19 protein-coding genes and 1 rRNA gene are annotated in these 17,227 nt (G+C 66.7%); 9 read left to right on the forward strand and 11 right to left on the reverse strand.

Annotated features, from left to right (window positions below; genetic code table 11):
- Positions 1 to 6: 6 nt before the first annotated feature.
- On the forward strand, positions 7 to 1,908 hold the full coding sequence (locus V6D40_RS08985; RefSeq protein WP_334290020.1) for an alpha/beta-hydrolase family protein: 1,902 nt from the start codon (positions 7 to 9) through the stop codon (positions 1,906 to 1,908).
- Between the two features lie 7 nt (positions 1,909 to 1,915).
- Positions 1,916 to 2,629, forward strand: a complete 714-nt coding sequence (locus V6D40_RS08990) for a DUF1345 domain-containing protein (RefSeq protein ID WP_334290021.1) — start codon at positions 1,916 to 1,918, stop codon at positions 2,627 to 2,629.
- A 6-nt stretch (positions 2,630 to 2,635) separates the two neighbouring features.
- Here the strand turns inward: V6D40_RS08990 and msrA are convergent, their stop codons facing one another.
- A complete protein-coding gene (gene msrA / locus V6D40_RS08995; RefSeq protein ID WP_334290022.1) occupies positions 2,636 to 3,289 on the reverse strand; it encodes a peptide-methionine (S)-S-oxide reductase MsrA in 654 nt (217 codons plus the stop codon).
- Positions 3,290 to 3,374: 85 nt separating this feature from the next.
- On the opposite strand from msrA, the gene V6D40_RS09000 reads away from it, so the two are divergent.
- Together V6D40_RS09000 and V6D40_RS09005 are read left to right on the forward strand one after the other, a co-directional pair.
- The gene (locus tag V6D40_RS09000; RefSeq protein WP_334290023.1) at positions 3,375 to 3,977 is read left to right on the forward strand and encodes a superoxide dismutase; all 603 of its coding nucleotides are present in this window, start codon (positions 3,375 to 3,377) and stop codon (positions 3,975 to 3,977) included.
- Positions 3,978 to 4,075: 98 nt separating this feature from the next.
- Positions 4,076 to 5,257, forward strand: a complete 1,182-nt coding sequence (locus V6D40_RS09005; protein ID WP_334290024.1) for an MFS transporter — start codon at positions 4,076 to 4,078, stop codon at positions 5,255 to 5,257.
- 11 nt (positions 5,258 to 5,268) lie between these two features.
- On the opposite strand, the gene V6D40_RS09010 is transcribed toward V6D40_RS09005, so the two are convergent.
- Positions 5,269 to 6,756, reverse strand: coding sequence for a TM0106 family RecB-like putative nuclease (locus V6D40_RS09010; protein WP_334290025.1), 1,488 nt, complete (start codon positions 6,754 to 6,756; stop codon positions 5,269 to 5,271).
- Between the two features lie 78 nt (positions 6,757 to 6,834).
- Between V6D40_RS09010 and V6D40_RS09015 the strand changes: the two genes are divergently transcribed.
- The gene (locus V6D40_RS09015) at positions 6,835 to 7,506 is read left to right on the forward strand and encodes a DUF6474 family protein (protein WP_334290026.1); all 672 of its coding nucleotides are present in this window, start codon (positions 6,835 to 6,837) and stop codon (positions 7,504 to 7,506) included.
- Between the two features lie 19 nt (positions 7,507 to 7,525).
- On the opposite strand, the gene V6D40_RS09020 is transcribed toward V6D40_RS09015, so the two are convergent.
- Together V6D40_RS09020 and V6D40_RS09025 are read right to left on the reverse strand one after the other, a co-directional pair.
- On the reverse strand, positions 7,526 to 8,179 hold the full coding sequence (locus V6D40_RS09020; RefSeq protein ID WP_334290027.1) for a response regulator transcription factor: 654 nt from the start codon (positions 8,177 to 8,179) through the stop codon (positions 7,526 to 7,528).
- Complete coding sequence (locus tag V6D40_RS09025) at positions 8,176 to 9,420, reverse strand: sensor histidine kinase (protein WP_334290028.1); 1,245 nt, start codon at positions 9,418 to 9,420, stop codon at positions 8,176 to 8,178. Before V6D40_RS09025 ends, V6D40_RS09020 begins: the two co-directional genes overlap by 4 nt.
- Here V6D40_RS09025 and V6D40_RS09030 point away from each other — a divergent pair.
- Both V6D40_RS09030 and V6D40_RS09035 read left to right on the forward strand, forming a co-directional pair.
- Complete coding sequence (locus tag V6D40_RS09030) at positions 9,419 to 9,973, forward strand: DUF2020 domain-containing protein (RefSeq protein ID WP_334290029.1); 555 nt, start codon at positions 9,419 to 9,421, stop codon at positions 9,971 to 9,973. The two genes, V6D40_RS09025 and V6D40_RS09030, sit on opposite strands and share 2 nt — an antisense overlap.
- A complete protein-coding gene (locus V6D40_RS09035; protein ID WP_334290044.1) occupies positions 9,973 to 10,926 on the forward strand; it encodes a TIGR00730 family Rossman fold protein in 954 nt (317 codons plus the stop codon). Before V6D40_RS09030 ends, V6D40_RS09035 begins: the two co-directional genes overlap by 1 nt.
- Positions 10,927 to 10,949: 23 nt before the next feature.
- On the opposite strand, the gene V6D40_RS09040 is transcribed toward V6D40_RS09035, so the two are convergent.
- Positions 10,950 to 11,102: a hypothetical protein gene (locus tag V6D40_RS09040; RefSeq protein ID WP_334290030.1), complete on the reverse strand. Its 153-nt coding sequence runs from the start codon at positions 11,100 to 11,102 to the stop codon at positions 10,950 to 10,952.
- A gap of 35 nt (positions 11,103 to 11,137) precedes the next feature.
- The gene (locus V6D40_RS09045) at positions 11,138 to 12,013 is read right to left on the reverse strand and encodes a class E sortase (protein ID WP_334290031.1); all 876 of its coding nucleotides are present in this window, start codon (positions 12,011 to 12,013) and stop codon (positions 11,138 to 11,140) included.
- A gap of 18 nt (positions 12,014 to 12,031) precedes the next feature.
- On the opposite strand from V6D40_RS09045, the gene yidC reads away from it, so the two are divergent.
- Entirely contained in the window at positions 12,032 to 13,213 is a 1,182-nt protein-coding gene (yidC, locus tag V6D40_RS09050) for a membrane protein insertase YidC (RefSeq protein WP_334290032.1), read from the forward strand.
- A 6-nt stretch (positions 13,214 to 13,219) separates the two neighbouring features.
- Here the strand turns inward: yidC and V6D40_RS09055 are convergent, their stop codons facing one another.
- From V6D40_RS09055 to V6D40_RS09070, 4 genes are all read right to left on the reverse strand, one after another.
- Positions 13,220 to 13,852 carry a TetR/AcrR family transcriptional regulator gene (locus tag V6D40_RS09055; protein ID WP_334290033.1) on the reverse strand — a complete coding sequence of 211 codons (633 nt, stop codon included), beginning with the start codon at positions 13,850 to 13,852 and terminating at the stop codon, positions 13,220 to 13,222.
- 125 nt (positions 13,853 to 13,977) lie between these two features.
- Positions 13,978 to 14,247: a GlsB/YeaQ/YmgE family stress response membrane protein gene (locus V6D40_RS09060; RefSeq protein WP_334290034.1), complete on the reverse strand. Its 270-nt coding sequence runs from the start codon at positions 14,245 to 14,247 to the stop codon at positions 13,978 to 13,980.
- A 63-nt stretch (positions 14,248 to 14,310) separates the two neighbouring features.
- Entirely contained in the window at positions 14,311 to 15,204 is an 894-nt protein-coding gene (locus V6D40_RS09065; RefSeq protein WP_334290035.1) for a universal stress protein, read from the reverse strand.
- Positions 15,205 to 15,240: 36 nt separating this feature from the next.
- Positions 15,241 to 15,375 (reverse strand): hypothetical protein, encoded by a 135-nt coding sequence (locus tag V6D40_RS09070; RefSeq protein WP_334290036.1) that lies wholly within the window; start codon positions 15,373 to 15,375, stop codon positions 15,241 to 15,243.
- Positions 15,376 to 15,395: 20 nt separating this feature from the next.
- Between V6D40_RS09070 and V6D40_RS09075 the strand changes: the two genes are divergently transcribed.
- The gene (locus tag V6D40_RS09075) at positions 15,396 to 16,367 is read left to right on the forward strand and encodes a pseudouridine synthase (RefSeq protein WP_334290037.1); all 972 of its coding nucleotides are present in this window, start codon (positions 15,396 to 15,398) and stop codon (positions 16,365 to 16,367) included.
- Positions 16,368 to 17,118: 751 nt separating this feature from the next.
- Here the strand turns inward: V6D40_RS09075 and rrf are convergent.
- Positions 17,119 to 17,227: ribosomal RNA gene (gene rrf, locus V6D40_RS09080) — 5S ribosomal RNA — on the reverse strand; the annotation flags it as partial.

Below are 17,227 nucleotides of genomic sequence, written 5' to 3' on the forward strand. Positions count from 1 at the left end.
GCTTGCATGCAACGTCCCCGCCTTGACCAGATGCTGGAGTCCGTCCGCAACGCGCGCAACCGCTACTCGGTGAGCAAAGACGGCCTGCTCGCGGCGCCGGTTGCGGCGGTGCAGGTGTTCACGGACCTTTCCCCCGCGCTGCGGCTGCGCGGGTTCCAGCGGCTGCCCAGGAGCTTCCGCGCAGGCGCCTTGGGCGCCGAGGTGGCCACGTGGGGCGCGCTCGCACCGTCGCTCCTTCCGCACAAGTGGGCCACCACCGCGGCGAACACGGCGGTGCTCCAGGGCATCGGGCACGGGGTGGCCACCGCGGCGGTGCGGGTGTTCTTCCCCGGCGAGTACCGCAACGTGCGCCAGCTCGCCGGCCCGACCCGCCTGGCCATGACGGGGGTGACCACCGGCGTGATCACCATGGCGCTTTTGCGCCGCCGGGAGCAGGAGCACCTGGTGGAGGTCGAGGGCGACTACTCCGTGTGGGACACCATCGGCGGGCTGACCCTGGGCACCATCGGTTACGGTGCGCTGCTGGGCGTCGGGGAGGTCATCCAGACGCTTATCGACGCCCTGAACGCACTCCTCGGCCGCAAACTCCCGCCCGTGACCTCGTGGCCGATCGCGATCCTCGGCGGCGGCGGGCTGATCTTCCTGTTCACGGACCGGTTGGTGCTGCGCCGCTTCGTCTCGTCGGTGATGCGCGAGGCCCAGGAGCTCGACCGCGATTTCATGCGCGGCGCCGACCGCCCCACCGAGCCCGAGCGCTCCGGCTCGCCCGCCTCCACCGTGTCCTGGGAGTCCATGGGCCGCCAGGGCCGCGCCACGGTGGCCGGGGGTCCACGCAAGCGCCAGATCGAGCGCGTGCTCGGCTTAAGCGACGGCGTGGCGAAGGAACCGATCCGCATCTTCATCGGCCTGCACGGGCTCGACGCGAAGAAGTCGCCCGACTACGCGGCGATGGCCGAGGAAGCGGTTGCGGAGATGCACCGCACCGGCGCGTTTGAGCGCGGCCACATCGCGCTCATGGCCGGCGCCGGCACGGGCTGGGTGAACGACTTCCACACCTCCGGCTTCGAGTTCGTCACCCGCGGCGACTCCGCGATCGTGTCCATGCAGTACTCGTTTTTGCCCTCGGCGTACTCCTACCTGGCGGACCACGAATCCCCCGTGCGCTCGACGCGCCTGCTGGCCAAGGCGATCCTGCAGGAGATGGAGAAGATCGACGAGGACGCGCGCCCCAAGCTCTACTTCGGTGGCGAATCGCTCGGCGCCTACGGCGTGTCCGACGTGTTCGAATCGGTGGAGGAGTTCATGCACGGCACCTCCGGCGGCGTGTTCACCGGCGTGCCCGGCTTCGCCCGCAACCACTCCGAGCTCACCCGCCGCAGGGAAGAAGGAAGTCCGCAGCGCCTGCCGCTTATCGACGGCGGCCGCAACACCCGCTTCGCCGCCCACCCCGACCACCTCGCCCACGATTTCAAGGGCGACCCGTACGACAACGAGTGGGAGGAGCCGCGCTACGTCTTCGCCCAGCACGCCTCCGACCCCGTGGTCTGGTGGGAGCCGCACCTGATCTGGCGCGCCCCGGACTGGTTGAAGGAACCGGGATCGCGCGGCCGCAAGGCGCCTGAGGCGCAGCACCTCGACGTGCTGGACACCCTGCACTGGTTGCCGCTGGTCACGTTCTGGCAGGTCGCGATCGACCAACTGGTCTCCCAAGACGTGCCGTCGCCGCACGGGCACAACTACCACGACGAGACGGTGGCCTACTGGAACGCTGTCGTCCACGGCGAGGGCGGGAGCGACGGCGCGGGTCTAACCGAGGCGGAAATCGCCCGCGCCAGCGCCTGGATTCACCGCGACGCGGTGAAGCTGCGCAAGCCCCCGGGTGGCTTCCCTTCCAAGCACGGGTACTGACATGAAGATGCGCTCCGAAGTATTCCGCAACGCCGTCTCCGCCGTCGCCGCGTGGGCGGTGGGCACGGCGTCGCTCCTCGCCGGCTACGCGTCGGGAATCTTGGACTACCAAGACTTCGACTTCTGGGGCACCGCCCTCGTCGGCTGGCTGCTGATGTGGGTGCTCTTCGTTGGCATCTACAGCACGTGGACCGACCGGATGCTGCGCGGCCGCAGCCAGGAGCATCTGCGGGAGTACGCCGCGCGCGAGCGCGCCACCGCCCGCAAGCCGTGGGCGCAGCAGCTCGGGTTCAAGGGCGCCACGCAGCTTGCCGTCACCGCCGGCTTCGCCTCCCTGTTCCTGGTCATCATGAGCACCCAGCTTCCCCAGACGATCAACCACCTGGCGCTGCTGGTGCTCAACGTCCTCGCCACCGCTCTGTCCTGGCACTACATGGTGGTCGTCTTCGCCACCGATTACCTCGAGCTCGACCTCGGGGAGGACGGCGCGCGCCACTTCGAATTCGCGCACGTGGAACGCCGCGGCGAGGAGCCGATTTACGACGACTACTTCACCCTCGCCGCCTTCACCTCCGTCATGGGCGCGCTGGCACCTGCGCAGGCGCTGACCCGTAAGGGCTGGAAGCGGCTGCGCGCCAACGCCATGGTGGCGTTCGCGTTCAACACGATGGTGATTGCCGTGGTGGTCGCGATCGTGACCGCCGGCATCACCACCGAGTAGCCTCCGCTAGATACCGCAGGCCACGCCCGTGGAGTGGTGCGGGCAGTACCCGTTGGGCACCTTGTGCAGGTACTGCTGGTGTTCCTCTTCGGCGAGGTAGTACTCCACGCCGTCTGACTCCACGGATTTGACCTCGGTGGTGATCTCGCCGAAGCCCGCGTCCGCGAGCGCCTGCTGGTACTCCGCGATCCACCCGCGGATCTGCTCCGCCTCCTCTTCGGTGTCGGTGTAGAACGCCGAGCGGTACTGGGTGCCCACGTCGTTGCCCTGGCGGTAGCCCTGCGTCGGGTCGTGCGCCTCAAGCGCGGCCTTCACCAACTCCTTCAGGCTCACCACCTGCGGGTCATAGACCACCTCGACCAGCTCCACGTGGTTGGTCGCACCCGAGCACACTTCGCGATACGTCGGGTTTGGGGTCACACCGCCGCCGTATCCAACGGACGTCGACTCCACCCCGTCCATCTGCCAGTACATCTTCTCCGCACCCCAGAAGCAGCCGATGCCGATCAGCAGGCGCTTCTGTCCCTCGCGCCACGGGCCGGTGATCGGCGTGGCCAGCACCGCATGCGTGCGCGGGATGGCCAGCACGGGCTCGCTTCGCCCGGCCAGCGCCTGATCCTTGTCCACCAATTGCGGAGTTCTACCAAAGAGGAATCCCATAGCGCCCCAATTTACCTCGGCGCCCCAACAAAGAAATTTTCATTACCATGGGGCACGCAATTGATTTTCAACGAAAGGAATCACCATGGCTGTTTACGAGCTTCCGGAACTCCCGTACGCGTACGACGCGCTCGAGCCGCACATCTCTGCCGAGATCATGGAGCTGCACCACGATAAGCACCACGCGAACTACGTCAAGGGCGCGAACGCAGCCCTTGAGGCGCTTGAGGCTGAGCGCAACGGCGAGGCAGACGCCGACAAGATCCGCGCGCTGACCAAGAACCTCGCATTTAACCTCGGTGGCCACACCAACCACTCCATCTTCTGGAAGAACATGGCACCGAACGCCGGCGGCAACCCGACCGGCGCTATCGCTGAGGCCATCGACCGCGACTTCGGTTCCTTCGAGGCCTTTAAGAAGCAGTTCTCCGCAGTGGCGAACGGCCTGCAGGGCTCCGGCTGGGCCGTGGCTGGTTACGACCACATCGCTGGCCGCCTGATCATCCAGCAGATGACCGACCAGCAGGGCAACATCTCCGTGGACTTCACCCCGGTGCTCATGCTCGACATGTGGGAGCACGCGTTCTACCTGCAGTACAAGAACGTCAAGGCTGACTACGTCACCGCTTGGTGGAACGTTGTTAACTGGGACGACGTCAACGAGCGCTACACCAAGGCTGCGGCGTAAACGCCTAGCGTCTCGCTGCACCTGCCAACGGCATCGGGTTGTTACCGGTGCCGTTTTTTGGTTGCGCCGCAGGGTGAGCTGGGCCACCATGGGTACGCATGAGGAAGGGCAGCGCCGAATACCGCAGAGCCACGATCGCGATGCTGTTCGTTGGCCTCGCCGTCTTCTCCTCGCTGTACCTCACGCAGGCTCTCTTGCCGACGCTCACCGAAACCCTCCAGACCACACCTTCGACCGCCGCGCTCACGGTTTCAGCTGCAACCGGTGCCCTCGCGGTCTGTGTGGTGCCGGCCTCCATCCTTTCTGAAAAGTTCGGCCGCGGCCGCGTGCTCATCATTTCCGCCGTCGTGGCGACCGCGCTCGGGATCGTGGTGGCGCTTAGCCGCAGCATCGAGCAAATGATCGCGCTGCGCGCCCTCCAGGGCGTGCTGCTCGCCGGTACGCCGGCGGTGGCGATGACGTGGTTAAGCGAGGAACTGCACAACGATGACCTGCCCGGCGCGATGGGCCTCTACATCGCCGGGAACACGGTCGGCGGGCTCATGGGCCGCCTCATCCCCTCCTTCGTGCTCGAGGTGGCGTCGTGGCGGTGGGCTATCGCGGTGAGCGCGACCGTGAGCCTGGCGCTGGCGCTGGGCGCGTGGGCGCTTCTGCCGGAGCAGAAGAACTTCGTGCCCAAGGAGTCGATTCGGCCCGGCGCGGAGTTCTGGTCGGTGGTTGGGCACCTGAAGAACCCGCGCTTAGTCGGCCTTGCGGTGACCGCGTTTTTGGGCATGGGCGTATTCGTTTCCATGTACAACTTCTTCGGGTTCCGCGCGATTGCGCAGTTCAGCCTACCGCCTGCGCTTGCTGGGTTGACGTTCGTGATGTATCTGTCGGGCACGTGGTCGAGCGCCCGCGCCGGCACCTTTGTCGGCCGCCACGGCCGCGGCCGGGTGGTCGTCGCCGGCGCGGTGCTCATGCTCGTCGGCGCGCTCATCGGCGCGAGCTCGAACCTGTGGGTCACGCTCGTTGGCCTGCTCATCTTCACGGCAAGCTTCTTCGCCATGCACTCCACCGCCTCCGGGTGGGTGGGCCAGATCGCGGAGCACGACCGCGCCGAGGCCTCCAGCCTCTACGTGTTCTCCTACTACATGGGGTCGTCGCTGCTCGGCGCGGCGACCGGCCGGGCGTTCGAGGCGCTTTCCTGGAGCGGGTTCGTGGGCGTGCTGGCGGCGCTGCTGGCGGCGCTCGTTGCGGTCGCGCTCGCGCTCGCGGCAGGCGAGCGGCGGGCGCGCTAACGGCGCCCGCGCTAGGAAAGCGGCGGCACACCCGGCGCGCCCGCGGTGAGGAAGTTGCGCACCGCGCGGGTAGCTCGGCAGTCGTCTTCGTTGTAGCGCAGCAGCATGTCGCGGGCGGCCGCGTCGCCAAGCCGGGCAGCCCTGCGCAGCGCGATGGAGCGCTCCCCGTCCATGTCCTCGTCCTCCCAGCGGAACCCCGCAACGGGCGCGAGCACTTTCAGCCCCAAGCCGTCGGTGCCGACAAGATAGCGGCGGGCGTGGGCGAAAACGTCCACCCACTCGTCGGAAGACGTGAACGCGGCGACCTCGTCGGCATCGATAGAGCCGAACCGCTTCGCCGAGGAGCGCATCCAGTAGTTCTCCCCGCCGGCGGCGTAGCAGTAGGCGCGGAACGTCTTGCCGGCCGCGTGCGCATCTCGGCGCTGCTGCATCAGCCACGCCCAGAAGGACGAGAAGTTGGCCTCTTCCGCCTCGCCGCCAACTTCCTCCCACGTGACAAAGGCGTGGTAGTCCGAGCCGTCGAAGGCGCCCCAGAGGTAGGCGCCCTGGTCGAGGTAGGCCTCCATGTCCACATCGATCTCGACGTCGGCGCGCGGGATGTCGATCTCGCCTTCGCGGCGCAGCACTGCAACACCATCGCGCCGGGCTTGAGCGATGCGGGAAGGATCGCCGAGGTTGGCGTCGATAAGCTGCTGCACCGTGTCGATCCCCTGCTGCCGAAACGCGTCGCCGCGGCCGCCCGGAAAAACGAGCGAGATGTCGTCGAGCTCCTCGAGGCGCGGCTGGCACAGCACCCAAAAACGGCAGGTAGCGCACTGTTTCAACCGCTTCGGCTCGTCTGGAATTGGCGCGTTCAGCGCCTCGATGAGCGGCGGGATGAAACGGGTGACGTCCGCGATATACGCGCGCGTGCGGTCTTGGCCGATGACGCCGCCGGAGCCGGTGTCCAACCCCTCGGCGCGCAGAAGCAGCTCCGCCAGACCCAAGCGGTAGCCGTCGGCGGTGTGGTGGCGGGCCTTGGCGTGCACCGCCAGCGGGTCCGAGAGGCCGAGGCGGTTGACGGCGACCATTTCAAGCTCCGCTTCCGGGTGGGGCCTGGCCACGCGGTGGTTGGAGATCACCACCGGCGCGTAGCCGGCGTCGGTGCGCACAAGCACGTCCACGTCGACGGCCACGCGCCAGCCCTCGAGCTCGCCGGTGAGCGCGGCGTTGGTGATCAGGTTGGCGCCCGCGCGCATCGCGGCGCGGGTCTGGGAGAACGCTTGCTCGGGGGTCAGCGCGGGGTCAAGGTCGACGCGGCGGAAAAGTTTCCGGCGGCCGTCGCCAACCGCCCGCTTCACCGGCAAGCTGTCCAGCACGATCGCCCGGGCCGCGTCGATCTGCGGCTGGCGCGACACCGCGTCCGGCAGCGGAGGAACATCCGGGTGCGCGGCGCGCTGGCGGAGCCGGTACCGGCAACCCACCAGGTCCGAGGCGCGCACATCCGGATGGTTCGTCACAATGCCAGCGATGTTACCTGCCGGGAAAGGTAAGGTGGTTCACCGAAGCTTATTTATAGATGTAGGGAGCACATTTCCATGGGAATCATCAAGTCGATCCGCAGGTCGCGCAAGAAGAGCCGCGCCAAGGCGCAGGCGGCGGCGAAGAAGGCGCAGGCCGAGGTGAAGCGCGCGGAGGCGCGCGCACGCAAGTACGCCCGCGACGAGGCGAAGGCAGACCTGCGCACCGCCGAGCTGTTAGACAAAGCGGAAAAACGCCTGCTGAAGGAGGAGAAGAAGGGCCTGAAGCAGAAGCGCAAGCACGAGAAGCAGCTAGCCGAGGCGCACCTGAAGCGCATCGAGGAATCCGGACTGACCAAGAAGAAGGCGAAGAAGTTCACCGGCGGTGCCCGCGCCCTCATCCCCGTGCTGCTTCCGCTGGCTTACAAGGCGCTGACCTCGCTTCAGCAGGGCCAGCTGAACAACCGCGCAGCGTCGATGGGCCTGACCTCCCAGGACATTGCCCGCCACTCCGGCCGCGGCGCCGAGCTGAAGGCCCGCATCGAGGCGATCCGCGCAAACGTTGAGCGCGACAACAACCTGCCGCGCGGCTTCGCCGAAGACGCGCGCGTGCGCCTCGCCGACCTTGAGCAGGCCGTCCGCAACGCAGAGAACGCGAGCCCGGTGCAGCAGCGTCTTGCCCACAACGCGATCGAGGAAGACCTGACCGATCTGGCGAACCTGGTGCACGACAAGGCGGTCAAAAACTAGCGGCTGGCTTGAGCCCCCGCTAGAGCACGCCGAGCTCGCGCGCCGCGGCGACGGCGGAGGTGCGCGAGCGCACGCCCAGCTTGTCGTAGATGTGCACGAGGTGGCTCTTCACCGTCGCCTCAGAGAGCATGAGGTCTTGGCCGATTTCGCGGTTGGACGACCCAGCGGCCACCAGCTGCAGCACCTCCAGCTCGCGCGGCGTGAGCGAGGAGCGCGGCTCCGCCTCGCGCGTGGCCAGGCGCTCGCGCACCACCGGCGACATCGGGGGCACGGGCGGCTGCGCATCCTCGCCGCCGACGGAGCGCACCGCGGCGATGAGCTCCTCCGGCGGGGCGTCCTTCAATAGGTAGCCCACGGCACCGGCCTCGATCGCGCCGAGGATGTCGGCATCCGTGTCGTAGTTGGTCACCACCATCACCTTCGGCGGGGTTCCCATGGTGGCGCGGATCTCGGCCGTGGCCTGCGCGCCCGTCATTACGCGGGCACCTTCCGCGCCGGCACCGAAGCGCAGGTCCATCAGCACCACGTCGATGCCGCCGGCCTGGGCGGTCGCAATCGCTGCTTCCGCGGTGGCCACCTCGCCCACCACCAAAATGTCGTCGGCCTGCTCGAGCACCGAGCGCAGGCCTAGTCGGACAATCTCGTGGTCATCGGCGAGCAAGACGCGAATCATGGCTCCATCCTATCCGCCGGCCCCGCAGCCGAAAGCGGCACCGCGACACTCAGCGCCGTCGGCCCGCCCGGCGCGGATTCGATCGTGAGCTCCCCGCCAAGCTCCGCGGCGCGGGAGCGCATCGCATCGAGCCCTAAATGCCCCAACCCCGCCGGCTTGCCGGCTTGCGCGGCCGCGTCGAAGCCGCGGCCGTTGTCCACCACGTCCAGGTGCACATCCCCCGGCTCGTAGGTCATGGTGATCCGCACCCGCGTCGCACCCGAGTGCTGCACGGCGTTGGACACCGCGCCCTGGGCGATGCGCAGCAGGCCGGCCTCGACGCGCATGGGCAGGTCCACCACCTCGCCGTGGGTTTCCACCTCGATTTTCATGTCACTGGCCGCCACGAAGTCGGCGGCGATGCGCTCCAGCGCCTCACTGATGCGGGCCTCCCGCAGCCCGGCCGGGGTGAGTGCCGCAATCATGGCGCGCGTCTCCGCGAGGTTGTTCGACGCGGCCCGGCGCGCCGCCTCCATGCGCTTCAGCGGCATCTCCAGCTCGTTTTCCCCCACGTCGAGGGCGCGCAGGTCGCGCTCGGCAGCGTGCAGCAGCATCTGGATCGAAGACAGGTTCTGCGCGACGGTGTCGTGGATCTCGTGGGCGAGCCGCTCGCGCTCTTGCGCCACACCGGCTTCGCGCTCGGTGGTGGCGAGTTGCTTGCGGGTGGCCAACAGCTCGTCGATAAGCAAAAGCCTCTCTTTGCTCACCCGGCTGATCGTGGTGAACGCGTAGTTGATCGCCACCACAACCACAGCGGACAGCGCGGGCCCCATCACGCCGCCGAGGGTGAGACCGGTGGGGACTTGGAAGCCGATGGCGGTGGCCAGGCCCAGCGCGACCCAGGTCAGGCCGCGCCAATCGTTGAACGCGCGCAGCGAGACGAAAAACAGGATGAACACCCAGTAGATCGCCACCGGGGAAACGACCATATCCGCGATCCAGACGGCGAACAGCGCGGTAATCCAGATCGCGCGGTGCCACCCGCCCCAGCGCGGCATCTCCACAATGCCGTAAAACAGCAGGAAGGAAAACGCCGTGACCAGCACAATGTGCAGCAGCGCCGCGTTGAGCGGCATCCGCGCAAGCGCCGCGAGCGAGACCAGCACCAGACTCACGGCCAGCACGGTGATGCCGGTGTCGAGGGCCTTGTTGTCGGGGATGTCGGCGGGGTCCCGCTCCAACATCACTAGTCTGGAGCTCATGCGCATGAGACTACCCATCCTGGCCTTGGCGATCGGCCTCGCGGGGTGCTCCGCGCCGCAGGTGGTTGAGGAGGCGCCCGAGGAGCCGGTGCTTGCCGACGCCCCGCCGGTCGCCATCCTCCCCCACACCGACCGCGCGAGCTTCGACGAATGCCCGTACCTGAACACGCAGTGGGTTGCGGACACGAACGGGCAGCGCGTCACCGGTGTGGGCGTCGACCCGGGCCCGGACGGGGTGTTCGACCCGCCGGCGTGCCAGTTCTGGTCCTACCCGGAAGAGCCCCAGCTGACGGTGTTTGTGCGCCGCATGCCGACGCCGGAGCAAGCGATGGCCGTGGTGGACTGGGCCGCGCCGGTGGAGTTCACCGACCCGGCCGACCAGCCGGAGGGGTGGAACGGGGGCCGCCACGGCGGCGGCGCGGTGCCGGGCCGCATCGGCGCTGCGTACTCGGTGGCCAAGGGCCCGGTCGCCGTGACCGTGTTCACCAACCAGGACGAATCGGTCAAAGCGCAGCTTGTCGCCGAGGAAGTTATCACTAACCTGGGATTGTGATGATCAATGTTGCCGCTGTTGTGATCCGAAACGCGCGCGGCGAGGTGCTGTGCGTGCGCAAGAAAACCAGCCCGCGCTTCCAGCTGCCGGGAGGCAAGCCGGAGGAGGGTGAGTCGGTGGTGGACACCGCACTGCGCGAAACGCTGGAGGAGACCGGGCTCGAGCTGGACCGCCTCTCACTGGGCTACCTCGGCCGCTTCTCCGCGCCGGCGTCGAACGAGCCGGGGCACACCGTAACCTCGACCGTGTTCACGGCGCCCGAGCCGGCAGACGCACCCGCGCCGGCGGCAGAGATCGCCGAGGTGGCCTGGATCGACCCCGCCGCCCCCGGCGAGGTGGAACTCGCGCCGCTTTTGGCCACGCAGGTCTTCCCCGCGCTTGCGCCGCGCCAATTGCGCGCCGTTGCCGTCTTCGCCGGCGCGCGCCCCGGCACCGACCCAGCGACATCCCGGCTCGCGTTCGCTTTCGGTGAGGCGCTCGGCCGCGCCGGCATCACGCTGGTCTACGGCGGCTCGAAGCTGGGGCTGATGGGCGAGGTGGCGCGCGGCGCGCACTTGCAAAACGGCCGGACTTGCGGCGTGCTCACCACGCACTTGGCGGGCTACGAGCTGAAGTACGACGAGCTCGACCAGCTTGAAGTGGTGGACACCATGGCGCAGCGCAAAGCTCGGATGGGCGAGCTCGCCGACGCGTTCGTGGTCCTCCCCGGCGGGGTCGGCACGCTCGACGAGCTTTTTGATGAATGGACGAATCAGCAACTCGGCCTTCACGCCAAACCGATTGGGCTGCTCGGCGAGCAGTTCTGGCGCCCGATGGCGGAGATGGTGGACCACATGGTCGACCACGGTTTCGTCCGCGCCACCGACCGCGACCACCTGCTCGTCGAAGACTCGCCGGAGACGATGCTGGAATCAATGCGGACCTGGGTGCCGCCGGTGCCGCGGTGGATCTAAGGCGCCGGCTTGCCGCGGCCGGGTTACACGGCGACGTCGTTGTACGGCATCAGTGATGACACCCACGGGAAGACAACTTCCATGAGTAGGAAGAAGACCGCCACCAGGATGATGATGGTAATCAGCCACTTCACCGCCGGCGGACCGGGGAGTTTGCGCCACAGGGCTGCGTACATGGTTGCTCCTTTCGCGTATCCCGTTAGCTGAGCCTCTAACCGAGCTCCGTCATCGCAGGCGGCAGCGCGCCACCGCCGCCCGGCGCCTTCGGCATGGATTCCGACATCACCGCGTGGATGATCATGCGCTCCGCGTTCGAGAACTGCGGGTGGCACGTGGTCAACGTGATGATTGACGCCATGCCCGGCACCACCTCGGTCGAGCGGGTCTCCGGCATGGGGTTGACCACGTTGATGTCGTTCGGGGTCGTGATGTGGCGGCCCATCACCTGCGCGTAGTCGCCGCCCGCCACGCGGTCGGTGAGGTCCTGGGGCAGGCACGGAGACACGGACGCGCGGCGCAGCTCAGGGTCTGCGTCCATGGGCAGCACCCGGTAGGTCACCCACTGGGACTGGGTCTCCACCACGATGGCGTCGCACGTTCTCAGCTGGCCTAAGTCGTTGAACGGCGCACCCTTGCCCACGCGGTGGCCGGCGACAGCGAAGTTGCCGGGCTCGCCGGGCATCTGCGTGCCGGGGTAGCGCCCTGGTCCGGCCAAAAGCGTTTGCTCGCCGACACCCTCCAGCACGGCGAACTGGTAGTCGGGGCCGAAGGCGGGGATGTACATGCGCGCGAACGCGTCGCCGTCTTGCGGCACGCGGCGCTCGCGCGGGTTGACCCAGTTCTCCTCCCACACGGCCTCGAGCCGCGACTGCGCGTCGTTCTGCATCTTGGCCGAGGCGATGTTGGTCCAGAACGACTCGTAAAACGCGAACAGGAGCAGCAGCGCACCCACGGTGAGGAACACCTCGCCGACGATTTGGGGCACCGTCACCGGCTTGCGCCCCGCTTCTCCGGCCGGGACGGTTTTAGCCGCCGGAGCCGTCTCACCGGGCCAGTACGGTTGCGGTGGTGTGGAGCCCGATTGCATGGCCTAACATTAACGCACATGCTGGAATTGCTCGTGTACCCGGTCTCGGCCGTGATGAAGTTCTGGCATTGGCTGCTCACGGGGGCCTTCAGCGTCGAGTCCAGCAAAGCGTGGGCGGCGTCGGTGTTCCTCCTCGTGCTGTCGGTGCGCTCGATCATCCTCCCGTTCGCGTGGCAGACGTACAAGTCCACGCGCACGTCGTTTTTGATGCGCCCCCACATGGACAAGATCACCGAGCTCTACGGCGAGTCCACCGAGGTCGCCGACCTGCGCGCCGAGGAGAAGGCCCGAAAGCAGATCCAGAAGGAGCACGGCTACAACCCGTTCGCGGCCTGCGTGCCGGCGATGATCCAGATCCCCGTGTTCTTGGGCCTCTACCGCCTCCTTTTGTGGATGGCTGTGCCGGACGCCGCCGCCGGCAAACGCATCGGCGTGCTTTCCGACTCCGAGATCGCCTCCTTCCGCGACTCCACCTTCTTCGACGTGCCGCTGGCAGCTTACGCGTCGATGACCCAGGAGCAGTTCGCCTTCCTCGGCACCACCGAGGACGAGGTGATTGTCCTCGCAGCGATCATGATTCTGCTCGCCATCGCGTTCACCTCGACGAACATGCTGGTCACGCAGATCCGCAACCGCTTCACCCTCGAGTGGGCGAACACCACGTCGCGCCGGGCCTACTACTTCATTTACTGGGTGATCCCGCTGGTCGCGCTCAGCCTCCTCGTTGCGGGGCTGACCGGCCGCGTGCCGGTCGCGCTGTTGATGTACTGGGTTGTCAACAACCTGTTCACCGCCGTGCAGAACGTCTGCCTGTGGTTCTTTGCCGTGCGCACGATGCCAGCGACCCCGCTCCACCGCGAGGCCCAGGCCGCGGCGCACGCCAAGGTGAAGCAAGAGCGCAAGCAGGTGAAAGAGGACAGGGCAGCTTTACGACGCCAACGTGTCTCCATCCTCACCCACCCCTCCGAAGCCGGCCGCATCACCCGCGAAATCCGCGAAGAAAAGCGCGCGCGCAAGGAGAAGAAGGCTGCGGAGAAGGCGGACGCGAAGGCGCTGAAGAAGGAGCGCAACCTCGCGCGCAAGGAGCTGAACAAGCTGCTCGCCGAGGAAAAGGCGGCCAAAAAGCGCGCGAAAAACACGGAACCCGGTGCCGCCGCCGGCATCACTATCGAGGGCAGCACCCGCTGGACCGGCGAGTAGCCTGCGCTAGATCGAGTAGTCCGCAGGCGGTGCGCCGAGCTCGTTTTTCGCGAGCTGGCGCGCGGTTTTCAGCGGCGCGACGCTCTGGGTGAACCGGGCGCCGGCGAGGCCGCCGTCGAGGAAGATGAGCATCTGGTCCGCCTGGCCGGAGGAGTCGTACCCGTTCTTCTCCGACAGCAGACCGGTCAGCGTCTCGTGCATCCAGCGCCGGTGGTTCAAGCTGGTCTCCACAATGCGCTTCTCGGAATCGGTTTCAGGACGCGGGTACTCGTTCGCCGCGTTGAAGAACGGGGACCCGCGGAACTTCTTCTCTGGCTCTTCGTCAATCGCCATGTCGAAGAACGCGAGCACCCTCGCGTCGTTGTCGGCGGCGCGATCCGCGCGCTCCTGCCAGCGGGTGCGGTACTCCTCGTCCATGCGCTCGAGGTAGGCCACGACCAAGTTGTCCTTAGAGCCGAGCAGCGAGTACAGCGACGCCTTGGCCACGTCCGCCTCGCGCAGGATGCGGTCGATGCCGATGACGCGGATGCCTTCTTCGTTGAAGAGTTTTGTCGCTGCGTCGAGAAGCCTCTGCCTGGGGCTGGGCCGATTGCGGCGGCGCGTAGCCGGCTTCTTCTTCGCCGGGTCTGCTTGTGTCACACTCGTCTCCTGTTCTCCCACTCGCCAACTAGACAAACCGGTACGTTCATCTTAGACCCTGCCCCATGCAAATGCCCATTAAAAAAATCCCCCGGACGGATCCGGGGGATGATCTAACTAGCGAGTTAACGACGGCTGCTAGTCACCTTGTTCACGATCCACAGGAGGATAATCGCGCCAAGCAGGCAGGTGAGGAAGCTGAAGAAGAAGTTGCGGCCCTCAACCTGGACACCGAAGAGGGTCAGCAGCCAACCGCCGATGAGACCGCCGATGATGCCGACGAGGATGTTCAGGCCGATGCCCATCTGCGCGTCGCGGTTCTGCACCATCGACGCGATCCAGCCGGCGAGACCGCCGAGCACGAGCCAACCAAAGAAGCCGAGAGTAGGAGTCATTGGGATAATCCCTTTCACATTGAGTTGTGTCTATAGACCTTTTGCTGGGCCCATTATGCCAGCCTAATCCTCTGGTCGCACCACCATCATCGGGCACGGCGCCGACTGCAGCAGCGCGCGCGAGGTGGAACCCAGCAGCATGCCCTTGAATCCGCCGCGGCCGTGCGAGCCCGTGACCAGCAGCTGCGCGCCCTGCGCGGCCTCGGTCAGCGCGCGCACCGGGCGGTCGCGCGTAATCATCTTGCGCATCTCAACGTTCGGGTGGGACTTGGCAAATTCGCCCAGGTACTCGTCGAGCATCGCCGATTTCTCCGCGCGGGCCTCTTCCCAGCGGTCGTCCGTGATGGTGAACGCCGGGCCCGACATTGTCACCTGCGAGTCGATCCACGTGTGCACTGCCAGAAGCTCCGCGCCGCGCGCTTCCGCCTCTTGGAAGGCCACTTCGGTGGCTCGCTTAGACACCTCGGAACCGTCCACGCCCACCACGATCGGGCCGTACTTCGTCTCATCGGTCACCGCGTTGTCTTCGCGCACCACGACAACCGGGCAATGGGCGTGGGAGACCACGGCGGCCGAGACGGAGCCCAAAACCACGCCGGAAAGTCCGCCGAGACCGCGGGAGCCGGTAACAATCATGCCCGCGTCGCGCGACATCTCCAGCAGCATGTCGATCGGCGAGCCTTCCGCCACCGCGTGCCCGATGCGCAGCTCAGGCGCGACCTCGAGTGCGACCCCGCGCGCGTCGTCGACCTTCTGCATCGTCTCGCGCTGCAGGTCGTCGTACAGTTCCTGCGGCGGCACCATGCCCTCGGCGTAGAGGAACTGCGGCATGGTGTAGCTCGACGCCAAGCGCAGCGCCACATCGCGTTTCGCGGCGGTGTTGGCCGCCCACCGCACCGCGTTGTCCGATGCTGGGCTGCCGTCGACGGCGACTACAACGTCGTTCTCGCTGGTCATTACGTGCTCCTTACTTCTCCGGGTACGCCTTCAAGCTTATCCCTTGGTGGCGGCTTCCGCGTTTGCAGGGAAGAGGAACCGATAGAGGGCCGCCGCGACGTCATAAATCGTCTTGCCCACTCCTTCGCGGAAGAAGGCGAGCACGGGTTCAGTAAGAGCTGCAAGATCCATGGCGGATAATCTACTACACCATGGCACGTGCTAAACGCCCGAAAGCCGCCCCGCTGCCCCCGCGCGACGGGCTGACGGCCACCCGCGCGCGGTACCCGGGTCCAGAGCCGGTTACTGCGTTCGAATTTGTCTCCCACCTGGTTGCGACGCAGCGGCACAGGCACCCTGAGGACGACGAGGCTGCCGTGTTGGAGCGCTTCGCGCAGGGGCAGGTTGTGCTTGCCGACGCCACCCCCCTCTCCCCCACCACCCCCATCCACGAAGGCACCGACGTCTTCTTCTACCGCCGCCCCGCGCCCGAGAAGCCGGTGCCGTACGAAATCGGGATTGTGTACGAGGACACCGACCTGCTCGTGGTGGACAAACCGCCGTTTCTGGCGACAATGCCGCGGGCAGCGCACATCACCGAAACCGCCACTGTTCGTCTTCGGCGAGCGACCGGCAACGAGGAACTCGCGCCGGCCCACCGCCTCGACCGCATGACCTCCGGCCTGCTGCTATTCACCAAACGCCGCGAAACCCGCGGCGCCTACCAGGAGCTGTTCGCCCGCCGCGAGGTGCACAAGCAGTACGAGGCCATTGCCCGCACTCTTGATCTCGACACCCCCGTTACCTTGCGTAGCCACATCGACAAGCAACACGGCGAGTTGGCCTCTACCGAGATCCCAGACGTCGAGCCAAACGCGGTGACAATCGTGCATTCGGCCGCTCCACTCGATCCAACACATGCCGATCGTTTACACCGCCTGCACAAAGTGACTGAGCCCTTGGCCCGCTACCTTCTCGAACCCATCACCGGCCGCACCCACCAACTGCGAGTGCACATGAATTCCGCCGGCGCCCCGATTCTTGGCGACCCCATCTACCCCACACCCCTTCCCTTCGGCGACGAGGACTTCGCAGTACCGATGCAACTGAAGTCCGTCACGCTCGCCTTCACCGATCCGCTCACTGGAGCCGACCGCCACTTCTCTGCCCCAGGCTTGGGCTAGCTGTTGCCGGTCATGGTGACCGCGGCGGGCGTTGGTAGCGGGCATCCCTGCGCCGGTTTGGTGTTTGCACTGGTCGCGGTTGATTGAGCCGCGTGTTGCCCACTGTGGGTGTGCGCGGCCTGTAGCTCCCAGGGTTGTGAGCTGGTGGCGACCTGGGGTTTTGCACGTAGTGATCGGGCTGTTCCGTGTTGGGAGCTACAGGCCTCGTTGCTGATAGCGGGTATCTCGGCGACAGTTGTGTGTTTCCGCAGGTCGCGTTGCGCGGTCGTGGGAGTTACCCGCTATCAGTGGTTGTGGCCTGTAGCTCCCAAGGTTTCAGTGTGTCAGCGACAGGGGGTTTTGCACCTACCGATGAGGCTGTTTGTCGTCGGGAGCTACAGGGCGCGGCGCGTGCGTCGCCGGTGTCACTGCCGCCTATGTGCCGGGAGCGCGCCGATATGTCAGTGCAGTCGGCGGCTTGTAGCTCCCAAGGTTTCGGGGTGTCAGCGACCTGGGGTTTTGTACCTACCGATGAGCCTGTTTTTCGTTGGGAGCTACAGGGCGGAGCCGTAACGCGGCCGCGACGACGTTGCGGCCTTCAGGGGGGCGGATGAAGTATGGCGGATGCACGGCGTTGCTCTCGTATATCCGCCATCCGTTATCCGCCCCCCGGTGTGACGCTGTTCGGGGGGCGGGGCTGGGTGTGGACATGGCAAAGCACCCAGTCCAAGGACTGGGTGCTTTGGTGTATTGAGTTGTTTTGTTGTTGTTGGGTCGGCGGTAACCTACTCTCCCACACCCTCCCGGGTGCAGTACCATCGGCGCGGGCGGGCTTAGCTTCCGGGTTCGGAATGGGTCCGGGCGTTTCCCCGCCGCTATCA

The organism is Corynebacterium sp. Marseille-Q4381 (genome assembly GCF_036881695.1).
GTDB lineage: Bacteria > Actinomycetota > Actinomycetes > Mycobacteriales > Mycobacteriaceae > Corynebacterium.